The sequence below is a fragment of the Rhizobium aethiopicum genome (genome assembly GCF_900094625.1).
GTDB lineage: Bacteria > Pseudomonadota > Alphaproteobacteria > Rhizobiales > Rhizobiaceae > Rhizobium > Rhizobium aethiopicum.
This window is the reverse complement of record NZ_FMAJ01000008.1, coordinates 67258-86945: the sequence shown is the minus strand read 5'-3', so window position 1 is coordinate 86945 and position 19688 is coordinate 67258. Positions and strand designations below refer to the sequence as shown.

The following is a 19688-nucleotide window of genomic DNA, read 5'->3' as shown; positions in this document are numbered from 1 at the left end:
GGATGGACGGGCGCCCGATGCACGAAGGCCCGCTCGGCTGGCGGCGGCTGCCGAGGTCAGTTGCCCCCGGCCTTTTCCTGTGGATCGAGCAGACGGTGCATGTGGACGATGAAGTAGCGCATGTGCGCATTGTCAACCGTCTGCTGCGCCTTCGCCTTCCAGGCGGTCAGCGCCGTGGCATAGTCGGGAAAAATGCCGACGATATCGAGACCGTTCAGATCACGGAACTGGACCTCATCGAGGCTTTCCAGCTCGCCGCCAAAAACGAGGTGCAAAAGCTGCTTCTTGTCACCGGAGTCAGTCATTTTCTTGTTCTCTTTCTGCCTAGTTCCTCCGCCACCTCATCTGCGGGATTTTGACGGAAACGTCAACTGTCTCGTCGGCCGTCAAAGGCCGCGAGGAATTCATCGATGCGCGGCGCCGGCGCCGCACAGAGGACCTTATGGGTGACGTCGGCGCTGTTGTAGAGGATCGGTCTGCCGTCGAGGTCGACGAGGCGGCCGCCGGCGCAGGCCAAAACGAGATCGGCGGCAGCAAGGTCCCAGTCGTGCGAATTACCCTTGACGAAGGTGCCTTCCAGACGGCCGTCCGCCACCATGGCGATACGATAGGCTAGCGAGGGGATATATTTCTCGCGTCTCACGCGGTCACGGAAAGACGGCGGAAAGGTCTTCAACAGGTCTTCGCCGATCGCAAGCCGGCTCATCTCGTCCGGTCCGGCGGCGGAAACGGTGAAGGGCGTGCCGTTCTTCAGCGCCGCGCCGCCCTCGACGGCCTCATAAACCTCTTCGAGTGCCGGTGCATAGAGAACGCCGGCGACGGGGCGGCCGCGATGCACGACCGCGACGCTGACGCACCAGACTTTCTGTCCGCCGAGGAAGGCGCGCGTGCCGTCGATCGGATCGACGATGAACAGGGTCTCGCGCGCCAGGCGGTCGGCATCGTCCTCGGTTTCCTCAGACAGCCAACCATAATCCGGCCGCGCCTTGCGCAGGATCGATTCCAGCGTCTTGTTGGCGGCGAAATCAGCGGCGCTGACGGGAGAGCGGTCCTCGTTTTTCCACCAGACCTCGGGAGACTGGTTGAAGAAGCCGTAGGCGACCGCGCCGGCCTCCTTCGCAGCATCGGCGATCAAGGCGAGATCGCTCTGCCAGCGGAGCTTTTCCCTATCGATCATCCCGTCAATCCGTTTCCCGCTGCCCGTTTCTTACTGCCCTGCGAGCGTCATGCCTTCGATCGCGAAGGTCGGAGCCGCGACGCCGAACTTTCGGTCGATGTCGTTTGCCGGCGTCAGGCGCATGAACATGTCCTTGAGATTGGAGGCGATCGTGACCTCGGACACCGGAAAAGTCAGTTCGCCGTTCTCGATCCAGAAGCCGGTGGCGCCGCGACTATATTCGCCGGTGATCATATTGACCCCGTGGCCGATCAGTTCGGTGACGTAAAAACCGTTGCCGACGCTGCGGATCAGTTCCTCCGGCGAGATGTCTCCTGGTTCCAGGGCGAGATTAGTGGAAGACGGCGTGACAGTGCTGCCGCCGCGCACGCCGCGGCCATTGGTCTGGAGAAGGCCAAGCTCGCGCGCGGTCGAGGTCGAGAGGAACCAGTGCTTGAGGACACCATCCTCGATCATGACAAGCCGCTCGCCGGACACGCCCTCACCGTCGAACGGCCGCGAGGCGGGCCCACGCACGATCAGCGGGTCATCGGTGATCGACAGGCCTGACTTCAGCACCTGCTGCCCCATCCTGTCGCGCAGGAAACTGGTCTTGCGGGCGACGGCGGCGCCATTGATCGCACCGGCGATATGGCCGACAAAGCCGCGGGCGACACGCGGATCGAAGATCACGGTGACGTTCTTGGCGGTGGGTACCTGGCGCGGATTGACGCGCTTGACCACCCGTTCGCCGGCACGGCGGCCGATCTCGGCGGGATCGTCGAGCTCGGCATAATAGAGGCGGCTGTCGAAATCATAGTCGCGCTCCATGCCGGTGCCTTCGCCTGATATGACGCTGACCGAGTGGCCGAAACGGGAGCCCATGTAGCTGCCTTGGAAGCCGTGCGAGGTGGCGAGAACGAGGCCGCCCATACCGGCCGACGCGCCGGCGCCGGATGAATTGGTAACGCCCTTGACCGCAAGTGCGGCCGTCTCGGCGGCAAGAGCCGCCTCGCGCAGCATCTCCGCGGAGACTTCGGTGGCATCGAGCAATTGCAGGTCGGGATAGGACGTCGCAAGGTTCCCTTCGTCCGCCAGGCACGCAAAGGGGTCTTCCGGGGAAACCTTGGCCATGGCGACGGCACGTTCGGCCAGCGCCTGAAGATCGAAGCCCGGATTGGCCGAAACGCTGGCGACGCGCTTGCCGATGAAGACGCGCAGCGAAAAATCGTCGCTTTCGGAGGATTCCGTTCCCTCGACCTTGCCAAGGCGCACGCTAACCGATTGCGACCGCGACCGGACGACGACGGCGTCGGCGGCGTCGGCCCCTGCCTTCCTTGCCAGATCGATCAATTGACTTGCGCGGGAAAGAAGTGTCGAGGAATCGATTTCTGAGGACATGATTTGGCCTTTCCTTCGGCTTCCATTTATTGTGCACTCTGCCAGGCATCAAGGCCGCCGCCGCCGATTCTTTGTCAGCGCTGCCCGGATGTTTCCCGCCGTCGAGAGAAATTGCCAGCATGTCAGCGCCCAATGACCTTTTTTCCGAAACGATCCTGCTGCTCGGCGGCGCGGTGGTCGCCGCTCCGATCTTCAAGAAGCTCGGGCTCGGCACTGTGCTCGGTTACCTCGCTGCCGGCATCGTCATCGGTCCGGTCTTCCATGGCATCACCGACGGCGAACAGATCCTTGCCGTCGCCGAGCTCGGCGTCGTCTTCCTGCTCTTCATCATCGGTCTGGAGCTGAAGCCGAGCCGGCTTTGGCAGATGCGGCGCGACATCTTCGGCCTCGGCACGGCGCAGGTGGTGGTGACAGGCTTGGCCCTGACGGCGCTCGCCTGGTTTTCTGAAGTGCTCGATTGGCGCGGCAGCATCGTCGCGGGCTTCGGCCTGGCGCTGTCTTCGACGGCCTTCGCCATGCAGATCCTCGAGGGCGACGGCGACGTCAACACGAGATACGGCCAGCGTTCCTTCTCGATGCTGCTGTTCCAGGACCTGGCGATCGTGCCGCTGCTCGCGCTGATCACCGTTCTCGACGGCGGCGGCAAGGGCAGCAACGCGCCGCTTTCCGATTTTGCCATCGCCGTCGGCGCAGTCGCCGCGATGATCGTCATGGGGCGCTACCTGCTGACGCCGCTCTTCCAGGTCATCGCTCGCACCGGTGCGCGCGAGGCGATGATCGCGGCCGCGCTCTTCGTCGTGATGGGATCGGCAAGCCTGATGCAGCTTGCCGGGCTTTCAATGGCAATGGGCGCTTTCCTGTCCGGCGTGATGCTCGCCGAATCCTCCTACCGGCACGAGCTCGAGGCCGATATCGAGCCTTTCCGCGGCGTGCTGCTCGCGATCTTCTTCATCGCCGTCGGCCTGTCGCTGGAGCTCGGCGTTCTCCTCGACAACGCGCTCTTCGTCATCGTCGCCGTGCCCATCGTCATGGCCGTAAAGGCGATCATCATCTACGGGCTCTGCCGGATAACGGGGTCCGCGCACAATGATGCAATCCGCATCGCCTTCCTGCTGCCGCAGGGCGGTGAATTCGGCTTCGTGCTGTTCACCACCGCAGGCGCAGCCGGTCTGATGTCGACGAGCAAGGCGTCGCTGCTGGTGGCGATCGTCACGCTGTCGATGGCGCTGACGCCGATCGGAGCGGCGCTGTCGAAGCGGCTGCTCAACGGCGATGAACAGGAGGAACTGGACGAAGATTTCGAAGGTGCGGGCGCCGACGTGCTGATGGTCGGCTTCTCGCGTTTTGGCCAGATCGCCGCCCAGATCCTGCTTGCCGGCGGGCGCAGCGTCACCGTCATCGACTTTTCCGCCGACCGCATCCGCCAGGCCTCCTCCTTCGGCTTCCGCATCTATTTCGGCGACGGCACTCGCAAGGACGTGCTGCGCTCGGCCGGGATCGACCGGGCGAAGATCGTCCTCGTCTGCACGCAGAAGAAGGAGATCACCGACAAGGTGGTGGAGCTGGTGCAGGCGGACTATCCGCATACCCGGCTCTATGTGCGCTCCTACGACCGCCTCCATTCGATCGAACTGCGCAACAAGGGCATCGATTACGAGCTGCGCGAAACGCTGGAATCGGGCCTGCTGTTCGGACGGCGAACGCTGGAGGCGCTCGGCGTCTCCGAAATCGACGCCTATGAAATCGGCGAGGATATCCGCAAGCGCGACGAGGCGCGGCTGGCGCTGCAGGTTTCCGAAGGGCTGCAAGCCGGGCGCGACATGCTGTTTGCCCACCCTGTCCGCCCCGAACCGCTGGTCAAGCCGAAGCGGGCCGCCGATCCCTTCGAGGGCGATCCGCTGGCAGGCACCGCAGACGCGACGGCCGACGCATGAACGAGCTACCGGACGTGCGACGTTCGAGCGGTTCAAAACCGGTGCACCCTACTGCCAGAATCTGTCGGCATGTCTCTCTACACATCCTCCTGCCCAACATACAGGAGGCTTACCGTGATCGACAGCAACAGCATTCTGCTCTTCGTAACCGACGCGCCGAAGAGCGCCAAATTTTATGCGCGGCTGCTCGGGCTGGATCCGGTGGAGTCGAGCCCGACCTTCGCCATGTTCATCCTGTCTTCCGGCCTGGCGCTCGGGCTGTGGGGCAAGGCGCCCGTCGAGCCGGCGCCGGCTGCTGCGGGCGATTCAACGTGGCGGAGGACTGAACCATGTCCCGCAGCTGGATCGCTGTTGCATCAGCAAACCATGTCCATCGGCCGCGCTGCCGGGTTCATGCAAGTCTGTCACGGCAAGGCCGCTCCGCTCAAGCGGAGCGCGCCAGGCGACCGCGTGATCTACTATTCGCCGACCGAAACGTTCGGCGGCAAGGATCGCCTACAGGCGTTCACGGCCATGGGCGTGGTCGAGGAAACGGCGGCATATCAGGTGGAGGCTCACCACGGCTTCCGCCCTTGGAGGCGGGATGTCGCGTGGTGGCGGGCGACGGAAACACCGATCCGGCCACTGCTCGGCCGGCTGTCGTTCACAAGCGATCGGGCCGGCTGGGGCTATCGACTGCGCTTTGGTCTCTTCGAAATCGACAATGACGATGCCGAACTCATTGCCGAGGCGATGCTCGCTGAACCGCTCATGCCTGTCGCCTGGACGCGGACAATGGTACCGGTGCAGGGGACGTTAGCGCTTTAGCCGCGCCTCGATCTCGCGGTCGAGGGCGAATTTCAGCTCGTCCTTGACGCCGACGGACATGGCCAGCACTTCGCGGGCCTTGAGGAAATCCATGACGCCGGTGCGGCCGACCGTCGGGCGCAGGAAGATGTGCGGCTGGCAAAGCTTCAGCTTCAGCGAGATCGCCGTCTGCATCATCAGCTGGCCCGAACCGAAAATGCTCTCCATCCGGTTCGGGATATGGGTGCCGTCGCCTTCCGGCGCGCCGACGACATCGATGCCGATGACGATGTCGGCGAGATCCATCAGGCATTCATAGGGCACCGGATTGCTGATGCCGCCGTCGATCATCACGCGTCCGCGCAGGCGCACCGGCATGAAAACGGCGGGAATGGAGGAAGAGGCGGCGAGTGCGGGAAACAGCTCGCCCTCTTCGATGATGACCTCGTTCTGCCCATAATAATCCGTGGTGATGACCTTCATCGGCACCAGCAGATCGCCAAAGCGGGCCGGCAGCTCGGTGGGCAGGAAAGCTTTCAGGATCCGCTCGAGATTGAACTGGCCGATGCGGATGCCCTTGGCGACCGCATCGCGCACCGTTGTCGGCCGCATGCCCCAGATGCGGGCGACGACGGCCGTCTTGTTGCCGACGGTTGCCAGCGCATGTTCGCGGATTTCGGCGCCGGACATGCCGGCGGCCATGCCGGCTCCCATGATGGCGCCGATCGACGAACCCGCAATCGCCACCGGGCGGATGCCGAGTTCATCGAGCGTCTCGATGATATGGATATGGGACAGGCCGCGTGCACCGCCGCCGCCGAAGGCGACCGCGACCGTTGGCAAATCGCTGATCGCAGGCAGTTTCGGACTGATGATCTCTGCCTGCTGCACGCCCCGCCCCTGCGCCTATTGCGGCTGATATCGGAAGAAATGCACCCTCGTATCGCCAAAGATGCGGCTTTCGAGGAAAACATAGGAAGGGTGGACCGAAACGACAATGTCGGCGCGTTCTTCAAGCACCGCGATCGCGCCCGGCCGCAACCAGCCGCCAACGGCGGCCGCCGCCATCGCCTTTTCGCCGAGGCCCTTGCCATAGGGCGGGTCGGCAAAAAGCACGTCGAACGGTTCGAGATTGCCGACGCTGCCGAGATCGGTCGCATCGCGGCGCAGGATGCGGGTGCGGCCGTGCAGGCCGAGCGCATCGATGTTTTCCCAGAGCAACCCCCTCCCCTCGACGCTGTTTTCCACGAACAGCGCATGACGACAGCCGCGCGAGACGGCCTCAAGGCCGACGGCGCCGGTTCCGGCAAAAAGGTCGAGTATCCGGGTGCCGTCGACGCATTCCGGATAGGCATGGCTCAAGATGTTGAACAGGCTCTCGCGCGTCCGGTCTGCAGTCGGCCGGATTTCGTTGGATTTTGGCACGGCGAGAGGCCGTCCGCGAAACTCACCGCCGACGATCCGCACCGCGCGTCATTCCCTTTCCTTTGGCACCACCTCTGGACGGCCCGCCTGCGGGCCTGTCGCCACCCGGCCTGTCACCGCCCGGCTTGGCGCCCTTCGGCTTGCCGGAAAACTTCTTGGGCCCACCGGGCTTCCCCGCAAAGCTCTTGCCGCGTGGCTTATCCCCCGAAGGCTTGTCTCCGAAGGATCTCTCTCCGCGCGGACGCTCGGAGCGGCCCTCGCCGGCAAAGCTTCTGGCTGCCCGGGGGCGTTCGTCGCCATCCTCGCGAGGCCTGCGATCGCCGCGGGGCTTGCCGCCAAAGGGTCGATCTCCACGTGAAGGACGGTCGCCGAACGGACGATCGCCACGTGGACGCTCCGACCGGCCCTCGCCGGCGGAGGCTCTGGCGGCGCGAGGTCGCTCGTCACCATCCGCCCGCGGCCTGCGGTCGCCGCGCGGCTTGTCGCCGAAGGGGCGATCTCCACGCGACGGACGATCGCCGAAACCGCGGTCTTCGCGAGCAGGACGGTCACCGAAGCCGCGCTTGCGGGCAAAGCCTTCGTCCTCATCCTTGCGGCGAGGCTGCTCGCTCGAGCGGATCCATTCGCCATCCTCTTCGCGCACACGGTTGATCTGCGTGCGCGGACGATCCTCGATACGATCGAAAGCATTGTTCTTTGCGCCTGGCTGCTCGCCGCGCCGGCGCGCGGTCTGCGCATTCTTTGCGGCCTTGGCCGCCGCCTTTTCGCCGAGCGGCCGGGCGCCCGGCGCCATCCACACATTGGCGCTGCGGCGCTGGCCGAGCGGCTGGGGACGCTTCGGCTTGTCGTCATCCCTGCGGCCGCCGTCGCGGCGCTCGTCGTCTCTGCGCCCGCCGTGGCGGTCGTCACGTTTGGTGTCGAGGCGGCTCAGCGCCCGCTCGCGCTTGTCCTCCTGGCGACGCGGCCGCTCGCGCTTTTCCGGCGCCGCGGCCTCTTCCTCGTCCTCGGCGGCGACAGCCGGCGCATTGTAGATCGGCGCGTCGAAATTCGCCTTGGCTTCTTCGATCAGACGCGGGCCGAGCTGGTCGCGCAACGTGCGGCCGCGCACTTCGATGACATGGCCCTCCGGCAGGTCGCCGAGCTGGAACGGCCCATAAGAAATGCGGATCAGACGGTTGACGTCGAGGCCGAGGGCGCCGAGCACGTTCTTGATTTCGCGGTTCTTTCCTTCGCGAAGGCCCATGGTGATCCAGACGTTCGAGCCCTGCGTCCGGTCAAGCGTTGCTTCGATCGAGCCGTAGAGCACGCCGTCGACGGCGATGCCGTCCTTCAGCTTGTCGAGGGCTTCCTGATCGATCTCGCCATGGGCGCGGACGCGGTAGCGCCGAAGCCAGCCGGTCGCCGGCAGCTCGAGAGCGCGGGCGAGACCGCCGTCATTGGTGAGCAGCAGCAGGCCTTCGGTGTTGATGTCGAGACGGCCGATCGACATGACACGCGGCAGTTCTTCCGGCAGATTGTCGAAAACAGTCGGGCGGCCTTCCGGATCGGCATTGGTGGTCACCAGGCCCGCCGGCTTGTGATAAAGCCAGAGCCTGGTGCGCTCGATGCCGCGGATCGGCACGCCGTCGACCTCGATGCGATCGGCAAGCGTGACGTTGACGACGGGGGTTTCGAGAACCTTGCCGTTCAGCGTCACACGGCCTTCCATGATCATGCGTTCGATGTCGCGGCGGGAGGCGACGCCTGCGCGCGCCATCACCTTGGAAATGCGTTCCGCCTTGGTCTCGCTGTCGGTTTCGGCCACCGACGGGCGCGCGGCTGCGGCCTTTGCCGGCTTTGCGCCGCCCGGCTTTGGGCCGGCCTTTGGCCCGGCATCCCGTGAAAAGGGCTTCGCGCCCGGGCGTTTTGGCTTGTCTTTGGGTGTCATTTGCTGTTTGCCTGCCTTTTGGGCCTGTCTATCAGGTCACGCATCTGCGGTTAAGTGGAAATTCGTGCGATCGTGAAGACAAATCGTTTCATGGAGATGGCGCTTGAAGAAGCGCGCGCCGCCGGAGAACGCGGCGAAGTGCCGATCGGCGCGGTCGTCGTTGTCGACGATATTGCCGTTTCCAGCTCGGGAAACCGCACGCGCGAGCTCAAAGACGTCACTGCGCACGCCGAAATCGCCGCAATCCGGCTTGCCTGCGAGGCGCTTGGACAGGAGCGCCTGACCGGCGCCGACCTCTATGTGACGCTGGAGCCTTGCACCATGTGCGCGGCAGCCATCTCGTTTGCGCGTATCCGCAGGCTCTATTACGGAGCCGAGGACCCAAAGGGCGGCGCCGTCGACAATGGCGTGCGATTCTATGCACAAGCGACCTGCCACCATGCCCCGGAGATCTATTCCGGCATCAACGAGGTCCAGTCGGCCGAGATCTTGCGGAAATTCTTTGCGGAACGGCGAGAGGCGCCGTAGTTCTCAGGGCCTGCGCGCAATGCCGTCATCCCTGCCCGCGCCACTGCTGTATAGTTTGCGTTGACACCCTAACGGGGGACGTGCCCTGCGAGATATTGGTGGGGAACGGAGAGGCTCCGGCTGTCCCCCTTCGCCCCCGTTTACGGGGAGAAGGTGCCGGCAGGCGGATGAGGGGCTGGTCCGGTGATATCGATGAACTCGAACCAACCGAAAAGCATGGGCTACACGCCGATAAAAGCTGCTACTGCAGGAAGTTCCACCACTGCTTGCCGGAATTGGCGATCGCCGCATCCTTCTTGCGCTTCTTCTGCTTCTTGAGCTCGGGTTCGCCGAGATCGTCGAGCTTTGCCGGATCGTCGACGGTGCGGTAACCGGGCGGCGGATCGGAAATATAGCGGCGCTGATCGATATAGGAGCCCTTCTGCAGGGCGCGGGCCTCGCGATAGGCCTGGGTCTGGGCTTCAGTCGTGCGCCGGCCGCCTTCGATGGCGGAGCTCGCCAGCGGCGAGCGGTAATTGGGATTATCCGAGTTGGCGTCAGCCTCAGAAACGAGGCGAGCGCGGGTCTCCTCCGGCGATTCAAGCCATTGCGGATTGTCCTTGCTGGCCACCGTCGGCTGCGGCGCGACGAGGGTCTCGCGCTGCCCTTGGGCAGGCAGCACCAGCGTCGGACGCGGCGTATATTTGACGCCCTTGTTCTTCGGGTCCGGTCCGGTCAGCGACACGGATTGGCCGAGATCGTCGGTCAACTGCTCCATGGCGGTCTTGTCGGTGCCGTATGTCGGGCTGCTGGCGCAGCTGGATACAAGCGAGCAACCCGCCATGACAACAGACAGGCAGGCGCCTACACGGAACCAATGCGTTGCGAACATGAAAACCCTTCCAGCCACCGGTGCAATCGTCGCCCTACCGGACAACCGTCCCCCTGACGCAAAAATCCGGCCATTTTCAGGCAGCTTTTACCGGATGAACAGCGCAAAGGCAATTCACCCGGCAAATATCTTCAGCCGCGGATGCCGAGTTCGCGCAGGGCGGCAGCGTCACGTGCCGAGACGTCGGGATAATCCGGATCGGAACCGACATCGGTCGTGATGCGCCAGGAACGGGCGCATTTGACGCCTTCGGCAAGCTTCGGAATGACCGCGACGTCGGCCACCTCGGCCAGGCGGAAGGCGTCGGCCGGGCCGGCATCGGCCTTGATCGTGATATCAGAGGTGATGCAGACTTCGCTGAAGTCCTGGCCTTCGAGCGCCTTGCGAAGCTCCGCATCGGCGACATGGACGACGGGGGCCGCCTCCAGCGAGGAACCGATGCGCTTGTCCTTGCGCTCGATTTCGAGCGCGCCGGTCACGACGCTGCGGATCGCGCGGATCTTCTTCCACTTTTCGGCCAGCGCATCGTTGCGCCATTCCCTGGCGACCGGGGCGAACTGCTCCAGATGCACCGAGACGGCCGAGGGATTGCGCGAGAGCCACGCCTCTTCCGTCGTAAACGGCAGCATTGGCGCAAGCCAGGTCACCACACAATCGAAGATCATGCGGATGACATAGAGGGCCGAGCGGCGGCGAAGGCTGGAGGGCGCATCGCAATAGAGCGCATCCTTGCGGACGTCGAAGTAGAAGGCCGAGAGCTCGACATTGGCAAAGTCGATCAATGCGCGGGCAATCCTCTTGAAGTCGAAGGCGTCGTAGTTTTCGCGCACGAGCCGATCGAGCTCGGAGAGGCGGTGCAGCATCAGCTGTTCCAGCTCCGGCAGATCCGCGAGCGCGATGACCTCGCCCTTGTCGTGCGCCAGCGTGCCGAGCATCCAGCGGATGGTGTTGCGCAGCTTGCGATAGGCATCGACATTGGTCTGGATGATCGTCTTGCCAACGCGAAGATCATCGGCATAGTCCGAGGTCATGACCCAAAGACGCAGGATGTCGGCGCCGGCGTCCTTCATCACCTCCTGCGGCGAGGTGACGTTGCCCTTCGATTTCGACATCTTCTCGCCCTTCTCGTCCATGGTGAAACCATGGGTGAGGACGGCGTCGTAAGGGGCGCGGCCGCGCGTGGCAGCCGATTCCAAGAGCGAGGAATGGAACCAGCCGCGATGCTGGTCAGACCCTTCGAGATAGAGATCGGCCGGCCATTTCAGATCCGGGCGATCTTCCAGCGTGAAGGTATGCGTCGAGCCCGAGTCGAACCAGACGTCGAGGATATCCATGACCTGCGTCCACTTGGCCGGGTCATGCTCGTTGCCGAGGAAGCGCTCCTTGGCGCCTTCGGCGAACCAGGCGTCGGCGCCTTCCACGTCGAAGGCATTGAGGATGCGCTGGTTGACGGCCTCGTCCTTCAGGACTTCGCCGTGCTCATCGACGAAGACGCAGATCGGCACGCCCCATGCTCTTTGACGGGAGAGAACCCAGTCCGGGCGCTGCTCGATCATCGCTCGCAGACGATTCTGGCCAGCGGCCGGTACGAAGCGGGTGTCGTCAATCGCGCCGAGGGCCCGGCTGCGCAGCGTCGTTCCATCCGGCAGCGTCTTGTCCATATAGACGAACCACTGCGGCGTGTTGCGGAAGATCACCGGCTTCTTCGAGCGCCAGGAATGCGGATACTGATGCTTCAGCCGACCACGGGCAAAGAGCGCGCTGCGTTCGATCAACGCCTTGATGACACGGTCGTTGGCATCGCCCTTCTTGCCATTATCGTCGATGACGCGCGCGCCTTCCAGGCCGGGGGCATCTGCGGTGTAGAAGCCGCCGTCGTCGACCGGGAACGGGATCTTGGTCTCGATGCCGCGCGCCTCGATCTCACGGGCATGCGCCATCCAGACATCGAAGTCCTCGCGGCCGTGGCTCGGCGCCGTGTGGACGAAGCCCGTACCGGCATCGTCGGTGACATGGTCGCCCTCGAGCAGCGGCACGGCAAATTCATAGCCGGCGTCGAGACCCTTCAGCGGATGCGCACAGGTGATGGCGGCGAGATCGGCAGCCGTAACATCGACAAGTCGCCGGTACTGCAGCTTCGCCTTGGCAAAGGATTCCTCAGCCAGCTTGTCGGCGAAAACAAGCTTCTCGCCCGGACGTGGGCCGAAATCGTTCTCCGCAGCGGTGACCTCATAAAGGCCGTAAGCCACACGCGAGGAATAGGCGATCGCCCGGTTGCCGGGGATCGTCCAGGGCGTGGTCGTCCAGATGACGATGAAGGCATTCTTGACGCTGTCGGGGCCCTTCTCGACCGGGAACTTCACCCAGATCGTGTCGCTCTCATGGTCATGGTATTCCACTTCGGCTTCGGCAAGCGCAGTGCGTTCGACCACCGACCACATGATCGGCTTGGAGCCGCGATAGAGCTGACCGCTTGCGGCGATCTTCAAGAGCTCACCGGCGATGCGGCTTTCCGCATGGAAATTCATCGTCAGATACGGGTTTTCGAAGTCGCCGACGATGCCGAGGCGCTGGAACTCGTCACCCTGAACCTTGATCCACTTTTCGGCATAGGCGCGGCACTCGCGGCGGAACTCGATCATCGCCGACGGCTCGCTGAGGTCGGGCTTGGCCTTGCCCTTGGCGCGGTAATTCTCCTCCTCGATCTTCCATTCGATCGGCAGGCCGTGGCAATCCCAGCCGGGCACGTAATTTGCGTCACGGCCGCGCATCTGGAACGAACGGTTGATGACGTCCTTGAGGATCTTGTTCAGCGCATGGCCGATATGGATGTTGCCATTGGCATAGGGCGGGCCGTCATGCAGGACGAATTTTTCGCGGCCGGCGGCGGAGGCGCGTAGTTTCTTATAGAGATCCATCTCCTGCCAGCGCTTGACGAGCTCCGGCTCCTTCTGCGGCAGGCCGGCGCGCATGGGGAAGTCGGTTTCGGGCAAATAGAGGGTCTTCGAGTAATCGATCTTTTCGGCGGTGTCGGTCATATCGGGACAATCGTTTCTGGCGGCCCGGAAAGGGGCGCTACGGGCGTGAAAAAGCTGGTGACGGAAGCGCTCGTGTCCAAGCGCCAAAAACCCGGACCTCCCGGCCGCTTAGCGCGCGCGGAAGGCCGGGCCGATAATTCGCATCGTGATCGCCAGCCGAAATTTCGTCATAGCGCCGGTTCATAGGCGTTTTTGCCGGGAAAAGGAAGAGAAGAAATAGCAGGCCGATAATCCAGGTTACGGCCGATTCGGCCTGTGCGGAATAGCGCGAGCTGTAGCAAAATTTAAGGGAAACAAAGCTTCCGATCAAGTTCACCGAGCGGCGCCACACCCGCCAGTAGCGCCCTTGCCTCCTCCTCGTCGCGTTTGATCTGGGCGACGAGCGCATCGAGGCCGTCGAATTTCAGCTCGGGTCTGATATGGCCGAAGAAGGAGACGGCGCAGAGCTGGCCGTAGAGATCGCCGCTGAAATCGAAAAGGTAGCTTTCGAGCAGCGGCGCGCCGTTTTCCGTCACCGTCGGGCGGCGGCCGTAGCTCGCCACGGCATCGTGGAGCGTTCCGTCCTGGCGGCGGAAGCGGACGGCATAGATGCCGGCGGCGAGTTCGGCCTCGGGCGGCAGGCGCATGTTGGCGGTGGGAAAACCGAGCTGTCGGCCGAGCTTTTCGCCGTCGATCACCTCGGCCTCAACCGTATAGCGATAGCCCAGCATGCCGGCTACCTCGCTGACATTGCCATCCTTCAGCAGAGCGCGGATGTGGCTCGAAGAGACGACATCGGCGTTTTCGTCGCGGAAGGCATCGATCAGGGTGACGCCGAAACCATAGGTCTGGCCGGCATTCATCAGGAAGGCGGGACCGCCCTCGCGGCCGCGGCCGAAATGGAAATCGAAGCCGGTGACGACTTCGGAGGCGCCGAGCCAATCCTTGAGGATCGAATGGATGAAATCGTCGGCCGAGCGCTGCGAAAATTCGTAGTCGAAAGGATATTCGATGACGGCATTGAAACCGAGCGTCTCCAGGATGCGGGCCTTGAGCGGCGCGGGCGTCAGCCGGAAGACCGGCGTTTGCGGCCTAAAGACCGTGCGCGGATGCGGCTCGAAGGACAGCACCAAGGCAGGGATGCCGCGCGCCTTGGCGATGTCGAGTGCGCGGCTCAGCACCGACTGATGGCCGCGATGCACGCCGTCGAAATTGCCGATGGCAATGACCCCGCCCTTCAGATGGGCGGGCAAGGGTTCCCGGGTTTCATTGCGGTGGAAGACGGTCATCGGCTGGCTTCTCTTCATGCAAGGCGCGGCATCCACCACTTCGGCGCGGCGTTTTCCCGATCGAGATAGGCATTGAGGATCGCCTCGTCCGTTTCGCCGTTCAGGGTGTATTCCTTGGCGTGGATACCGCCGCTGATGTAGAGAAGATCGAGGCCGTAATTCAAGGCGCCGCGCACATCCGTCGGCATGCCGTCGCCGATCGCCAGCACACGGTCGATCGGAAAATCGCCCCGAAGCTCCCGGGCGGCCGCAAGCGTCGCTTCGTAGATCGGCCGGTGCGGCTTGCCGGCAATGCGGGTTTTGCCACCCAGTTGCTCGTAATAGGCGGCCATGGCGCCGGCGCAAGGAATGATGCGATGGCCGCGCTCGACGACGAGGTCGGGATTGGCGCAGATCATCGGCACGTCGCGCGCCTGAAAATCCAGGAGCATGTCGGTGTAATCCTCGGGCTTCTCGGTCTCGTCGTCGAAGAAGCCGGTGCAGACGAGCGATTGCGCTTCGCCCGCCGGTCGGCGCTCGACGCCGATGCCTTCGAGAAGCGCCTTGTCGCGCTCGGGGCCGAGCAGAAAGACCGTCTTCGGCCCCTCGGCGATCAGCCCGCGGGTGACGTCGCCGGAGGTAACGATCCTGTCATAGGCGCCGTCGGGGACGCCGATATGGCGCAGCTGCTCGACCACCTGCCAGGAAAGGCGCGGCGAATTGGTGATGAGCACGACTGCAAGGCCGCTCTCGCGTGCCGCTTGAAGGGCTGCGGCCGCCTTCGGAAACGGATCGACGCCGTTGTGAACCACACCCCAGACGTCACAGAGCACCACGTCATAGCGATCCGTGATCTCCGAGAAGTTGCCTATCCGCTTGGCCATTCCCATTTCCCGATTTGCTTCAGTCACCGGTGACATTGCAAAGGCGCAAGGCGATGGCAAGGCATTTTCTTCACCTCGGCATGCAAGACCGCCGGCAATCCGGCGATGATGGACGGGCAAGCGATTGGCGGCCCCATCTTGGCGAGAGGCCGCGGGCTTTGCGAGGCGCAACGGCTGAACATTATTTTGGCTGCAATCTCCGATATTTCGCCGCCCCTTCACAATTCCGGCACAAAAATTCGTGATTGCTCTCATTGACTCCTCTCGGAGCCATCCCTAAATGCTCGAGCGCTAGCACTCACCTTAGAGGAGTGCTAACACTTATCCATGTGGGCCACTCCGGTCCGCGAATGTCATTCGATCGAGGGATTAGACAATGGCAAGCACCAATTTCCGTCCGCTTCACGACCGCGTCGTCGTTCGTCGCGTCGAGTCCGAAGAGAAGACCAAGGGCGGGATCATCATTCCCGATACCGCCAAGGAAAAGCCGCAGGAAGGCGAAATCGTCGCCGTCGGTTCCGGCGCTCGTGACGAGTCCGGCAAGGTCGTCGCTCTCGACGTCAAGGCTGGCGACCGCGTGCTGTTCGGCAAGTGGTCCGGAACCGAAGTCAAGATCAACGGCGAAGACCTTCTGATCATGAAGGAAGCCGACATCATGGGCATCATCGGCTGATCGGCCGACGCGCTTCCGAAATGACTGACGGGCTTACTGCCCGAACAAATCGAATTCAGGAGACACAAACATGGCAGCTAAAGAAATCAAGTTTGGCCGCACCGCGCGCGAAAAGATGCTGCGCGGCGTCGACATTCTCGCCGACGCAGTGAAGGTCACGCTCGGCCCGAAGGGCCGTAACGTCATCATCGACAAGTCCTTCGGCGCGCCGCGCATCACCAAGGACGGCGTTTCCGTCGCCAAGGAAATCGAACTCGAAGACAAGTTCGAAAACATGGGCGCCCAGATGGTCCGCGAAGTCGCTTCGAAGACCAACGACATCGCCGGCGACGGCACCACGACTGCAACCGTTCTTGCCCAGGCGATCGTTCGCGAAGGCGCCAAGGCCGTTGCCGCCGGCATGAACCCGATGGACCTGAAGCGCGGCATCGATCTCGCCGTCGCGGAAGTCGTCAAGGATCTCCAGGCCAAGGCCAAGAAGATCAACACTTCGGAAGAAGTCGCCCAGGTCGGCACGATCTCGGCAAACGGCGAACGTCAGGTCGGTCTCGACATTGCCGAAGCCATGCAGAAGGTCGGCAACGAAGGCGTCATCACGGTTGAAGAAGCCAAGACCGCCGAAACCGAACTCGAAGTCGTCGAAGGCATGCAGTTCGACCGCGGCTACCTCAGCCCCTACTTCGTCACCAACCCGGAAAAGATGGTTGCCGACCTCGAAGACGTCTTCATTCTCCTCCATGAGAAGAAGCTCTCGAACCTGCAGTCGATGCTGCCGGTTCTCGAAGCCGTCGTCCAGACCGGCAAGCCGCTCCTCATCATCGCTGAAGACGTCGAAGGCGAAGCTCTTGCAACGCTCGTCGTCAACAAGCTGCGCGGCGGCCTGAAGATCGCTGCCGTCAAGGCGCCTGGCTTCGGCGACCGCCGCAAGGCCATGCTCGAAGACATCGCCATCCTGACCGGCGGCACCGTCATCTCCGAAGATCTCGGCATCAAGCTCGAAAGCGTCACGCTCGACATGCTCGGCCGCGCCAAGAAGGTTTCGATCTCCAAGGAAAACACCACGATCGTCGACGGTTCGGGCGCCAAGTCCGACATCGAAGGCCGTGTTGCCCAGATCAAGGCCCAGATCGAAGAAACCACCTCCGACTACGACCGCGAAAAGCTGCAGGAACGTCTTGCCAAGCTCGCAGGCGGCGTTGCCGTCATCCGCGTCGGCGGCTCGACGGAAGTCGAAGTCAAGGAAAAGAAGGACCGCATCGACGACGCCCTCAACGCGACGCGCGCTGCCGTTCAGGAAGGCATCGTACCGGGCGGCGGCGTTGCCCTGCTCCGTTCTTCCGTCAAGATCTCGGCCAAGGGCGTCAACGACGACCAGGAAGCCGGCATCAACATCGTTCGCCGCGCTCTGCAGTCTCCGGCCCGCCAGATCGCCGAGAACGCTGGAGATGAAGCCTCGATCGTCATCGGCAAGATCCTCGACAAGGATCAGGACAACTGGGGTTACAACGCCCAGACCGGCGAATATGGCGACATGATCGGCATGGGCATCATCGACCCGGTGAAGGTCGTTCGCACCGCCCTGCAGGATGCCGCTTCCGTCGCATCGCTGCTGATCACCACCGAAGCTATGATCGCCGAGCTGCCGAAGAAGGACGCTCCGGCTATGCCGGGCGGCATGGGCGGCATGGGCGGTATGGACATGATGTGATAGGCGACAGCCTATCGCAACATCGTCCATGAAACCGCCCATCACCTAAAGTGGTTCAGCGCGTCAAGCGCGCTGAACTGGCGGTATGGACATGATGTGATAGGCGAAAGCCTGCACTGACATCCATTCCGGCACATCCGGAACAGGAAGGGCGGCTCTCGGGTCGCCCTTTTCCTTTGCCGGGTGCGATTCGATCCATTGTGCGCCATTTTATGCCGTGCAGCGCGTCGGCCGGCGCCGAAGCTTTCGCCAGGCTTGCGTCGCTGCTTATTTTCCAATTCCGGGACGTGCGCGAGAGATTGCTTCCCGGGGCGCGAACCGGTTGAAATGCGCTGAAAACGGGGCACTTCCGGCCGAAGAGTGTGGGGTCCCGACATCTGCCACAAATAATGCCGATCCGAATAGTCTCAAAAAGCCGTTGCCGTTCGTGCAAAAGCTCCTATAAATCCGCGCTGCAATTGAAGCGCTCCCGGTGATCATTTTCGCTGACAGACGAGCGCGGGAAGGCGACGCCACAGATGCGTGTTCTAAGGACTCAGGTCCGGAGACTCGAATGGCTGCAACGATCGCCGGTTTAGGCGCGGGCATTATGCCCGCTGTCCCATGATCCTGTTTCTTTGTGTTTGCCGAGCGTGCGGCGGAGGAGCCGCATCCGAACTGGGGAACGCCTTGTTTAAGATCGCCAAAGCCAATGCAGCCGTGCCCTTGATGACCGGCTCGCTGAACGACAATCATCAAAATCACCAGATGCTGGCGCAGTTGTCGGTTTCCGAAAGCTGGACCGGAGATTTTTCGAGCGGCCTGATCCGTCTTGGCAAATGGAGCGCAATGCTGCACGGCCTCTCCGCCGAGGAATGCGGGCTGCTGAACCTGATCCGCTGCTACGACGTCAAGGATCGCGCCCGCGTGCTGGAACTGTTCGAGCAGGCGGCGACGCACTGCTCCTCCTTCTGCTTTTCCACGACGGTCATCATGCCGAACGGCTTGCGCCAGCCGCTGTTCTGCATGGGCGAGTCGAGCGGGCTCGAGGAAAAATACAGCGGCAGCATGGTCGGCCTCTTCGTCTTCCCGCGCTTCAAGCTCGAAGGTGCAAGGCAGATCACAAGCCGGCAGTAGGCTGGGATAGTTGCCCCTCACCCTAACCCTCTCCCCGTTCTGACGGGGAGAGGGGACGTGCCCGACGAACGGCCAGTGAAACGCTGAAGGTCGCGGCATATTCCCTTCTCCCCGCAAGCGGGGAGAAGGTGGCGGCAGCCGGATGAGGGGCTGGTCCGCGATTTCCCAGGCGGAGGACCTTCCAAAGGCGAGTTTTCTAAACGAGTTAAGGCCGCTCCCGAGGGCGGCCTTCGTCTTTCAGCCGAAAGCCTGTTACTCCGGCTAGACCGGGATATTTAGGCCCCTTTCGCTTGCCGGACGGGCGATGCAGCGGTCCAGCCAATCGGAGACCGCGGGGAATTTCGCATATTCGAGGATCTCACGGCCGCCATAGAAGATGTCGGCACCGCGAACCCAGGTGAAGGTGGTGATGTCGGCGATCGTATAGAGATCGCCCATGATCCATTGGCGGCCCTGCAGCCGGCCTTCGAGCACACCGAGCAGCCGCTTGGATTCATCGCGGTAGCGCTCCACCGGATAGGAATTGTTGGCGACCTTCTCGGCGGCGAATTTGTAGAAATGACCGAATTGACCGAGCATCGGGCCTATTCCGGCCATCTGGAAAAACACCCACTGGATGCATTCGTAGCGGCCCGTGGCATCGGCGGGGATGAGCTTGCCGGTCTTTTCGGCGAGATAAAGCAGGATGGCGCCGGATTCGAAAAGCCCGATCGGCTTTCCCCCAGGCCCGTTCGGATCGATGATCGCCGGAATGCGGCCGTTCGGATTGAGAGATTCGAATTCCGGCGACTCCTGCTCGCCCTCGGCAAAGGAAATATAATGCGGCTCATAGGCAAGGCCGAGCTCTTCGAGGGCGACCGATACCTTCACGCCGTTCGGCGTCTGCAGGGAATAGAGCTGGATGATGTCGGGGTTTTTCGCCGGCCAGCGCGTGGTGATCGGAAATGCGGAAAGATCTGCCATCGGAGGCTCCATGTTATCAGCCGACCATAGA

Annotated in this window: 16 protein-coding genes and 2 pseudogenes; 7 read left to right on the top strand and 11 right to left on the bottom strand. The window is 62.9% G+C overall.

Features of this window, described 5'->3' with window-relative positions; translation table 11 throughout:
- Positions 1–56: 56 nt before the first annotated feature.
- The 3 genes from GA0061105_RS18175 to GA0061105_RS18165 all read right to left on the bottom strand — a co-directional run bounded on the left by GA0061105_RS18175 (position 57) and on the right by GA0061105_RS18165 (position 2557).
- Complete coding sequence (locus GA0061105_RS18175) at positions 57–305, bottom strand: DUF4170 domain-containing protein (RefSeq protein ID WP_064693980.1); 249 nt, start codon at positions 303–305, stop codon at positions 57–59.
- Positions 306–367: 62 nt separating this feature from the next.
- Positions 368–1177 carry a 3'(2'),5'-bisphosphate nucleotidase CysQ gene (locus GA0061105_RS18170; protein WP_064693979.1) on the bottom strand — a complete coding sequence of 270 codons (810 nt, stop codon included), beginning with the start codon at positions 1175–1177 and terminating at the stop codon, positions 368–370.
- Positions 1178–1207: 30 nt separating this feature from the next.
- Positions 1208–2557, bottom strand: coding sequence for a TldD/PmbA family protein (locus GA0061105_RS18165; protein ID WP_092751964.1), 1350 nt, complete (start codon positions 2555–2557; stop codon positions 1208–1210).
- Between the two features lie 119 nt (positions 2558–2676).
- On the opposite strand from GA0061105_RS18165, the gene GA0061105_RS18160 reads away from it, so the two are divergent.
- The 3 genes and pseudogenes from GA0061105_RS18160 to GA0061105_RS18155 all read left to right on the top strand — a co-directional run bounded on the left by GA0061105_RS18160 (position 2677) and on the right by GA0061105_RS18155 (position 5298).
- A complete protein-coding gene (locus GA0061105_RS18160; protein WP_064693977.1) occupies positions 2677–4491 on the top strand; it encodes a monovalent cation:proton antiporter-2 (CPA2) family protein in 1815 nt (604 codons plus the stop codon).
- Between the two features lie 114 nt (positions 4492–4605).
- Positions 4606–4794: pseudogene (locus tag GA0061105_RS32875) on the top strand (VOC family protein); the annotation flags it as partial.
- A 26-nt stretch (positions 4795–4820) separates the two neighbouring features.
- A pseudogene (locus tag GA0061105_RS18155) lies at positions 4821–5298 on the top strand (EVE domain-containing protein).
- Here GA0061105_RS18155 and GA0061105_RS18150 read toward each other — a convergent pair.
- Genes GA0061105_RS18150 through GA0061105_RS18140 form a run of 3 tightly spaced genes read right to left on the bottom strand, consistent with a single transcriptional unit; the run spans position 5287 to position 8629 of the window.
- Positions 5287–6168, bottom strand: a complete 882-nt coding sequence (locus GA0061105_RS18150; RefSeq protein ID WP_092751962.1) for a patatin-like phospholipase family protein — start codon at positions 6166–6168, stop codon at positions 5287–5289. The pseudogene GA0061105_RS18155 and the gene GA0061105_RS18150 overlap by 12 nt on opposite strands.
- 15 nt (positions 6169–6183) lie before the next feature.
- The gene (gene rsmD, locus GA0061105_RS18145; RefSeq protein ID WP_064693974.1) at positions 6184–6744 is read right to left on the bottom strand and encodes a 16S rRNA (guanine(966)-N(2))-methyltransferase RsmD; all 561 of its coding nucleotides are present in this window, start codon (positions 6742–6744) and stop codon (positions 6184–6186) included.
- Positions 6725–8629: a pseudouridine synthase gene (locus tag GA0061105_RS18140; RefSeq protein ID WP_064693973.1), complete on the bottom strand. Its 1905-nt coding sequence runs from the start codon at positions 8627–8629 to the stop codon at positions 6725–6727. Before GA0061105_RS18140 ends, rsmD begins: the two co-directional genes overlap by 20 nt.
- Before the next feature lie 90 nt (positions 8630–8719).
- Here GA0061105_RS18140 and GA0061105_RS18135 point away from each other — a divergent pair, with 90 nt between their 5' ends.
- The gene (locus tag GA0061105_RS18135) at positions 8720–9157 is read left to right on the top strand and encodes a nucleoside deaminase (protein ID WP_064693972.1); all 438 of its coding nucleotides are present in this window, start codon (positions 8720–8722) and stop codon (positions 9155–9157) included.
- Between the two features lie 241 nt (positions 9158–9398).
- Here the strand turns inward: GA0061105_RS18135 and GA0061105_RS18130 are convergent, their stop codons facing one another.
- From GA0061105_RS18130 to GA0061105_RS18110, 4 genes are all read right to left on the bottom strand, one after another.
- Positions 9399–10028: a hypothetical protein gene (locus tag GA0061105_RS18130; RefSeq protein WP_064693971.1), complete on the bottom strand. Its 630-nt coding sequence runs from the start codon at positions 10026–10028 to the stop codon at positions 9399–9401.
- Between the two features lie 131 nt (positions 10029–10159).
- On the bottom strand, positions 10160–13066 hold the full coding sequence (gene ileS / locus GA0061105_RS18125) for an isoleucine--tRNA ligase (protein WP_092751960.1): 2907 nt from the start codon (positions 13064–13066) through the stop codon (positions 10160–10162).
- Between the two features lie 284 nt (positions 13067–13350).
- Positions 13351–14334, bottom strand: coding sequence for a bifunctional riboflavin kinase/FAD synthetase (locus GA0061105_RS18115; RefSeq protein ID WP_092752250.1), 984 nt, complete (start codon positions 14332–14334; stop codon positions 13351–13353).
- A 14-nt stretch (positions 14335–14348) separates the two neighbouring features.
- Positions 14349–15197 (bottom strand): TIGR01459 family HAD-type hydrolase, encoded by an 849-nt coding sequence (locus GA0061105_RS18110; RefSeq protein ID WP_092751958.1) that lies wholly within the window; start codon positions 15195–15197, stop codon positions 14349–14351.
- A 376-nt stretch (positions 15198–15573) separates the two neighbouring features.
- Here GA0061105_RS18110 and groES point away from each other — a divergent pair, with 376 nt between their 5' ends.
- From groES to GA0061105_RS18095, 3 genes are all read left to right on the top strand, one after another.
- A complete protein-coding gene (gene groES, locus GA0061105_RS18105) occupies positions 15574–15870 on the top strand; it encodes a co-chaperone GroES (protein WP_004675403.1) in 297 nt (98 codons plus the stop codon).
- Positions 15871–15940: 70 nt separating this feature from the next.
- Complete coding sequence (gene groL, locus GA0061105_RS18100) at positions 15941–17578, top strand: chaperonin GroEL (RefSeq protein ID WP_064693968.1); 1638 nt, start codon at positions 15941–15943, stop codon at positions 17576–17578.
- Positions 17579–18247: 669 nt separating this feature from the next.
- Positions 18248–18694: a hypothetical protein gene (locus GA0061105_RS18095; protein WP_092751956.1), complete on the top strand. Its 447-nt coding sequence runs from the start codon at positions 18248–18250 to the stop codon at positions 18692–18694.
- A 261-nt stretch (positions 18695–18955) separates the two neighbouring features.
- Here GA0061105_RS18095 and GA0061105_RS18090 read toward each other — a convergent pair whose 3' ends face one another.
- Positions 18956–19657 carry a glutathione binding-like protein gene (locus tag GA0061105_RS18090; protein WP_092751954.1) on the bottom strand — a complete coding sequence of 234 codons (702 nt, stop codon included), beginning with the start codon at positions 19655–19657 and terminating at the stop codon, positions 18956–18958.
- Positions 19658–19688: the final 31 nt, after the last annotated feature.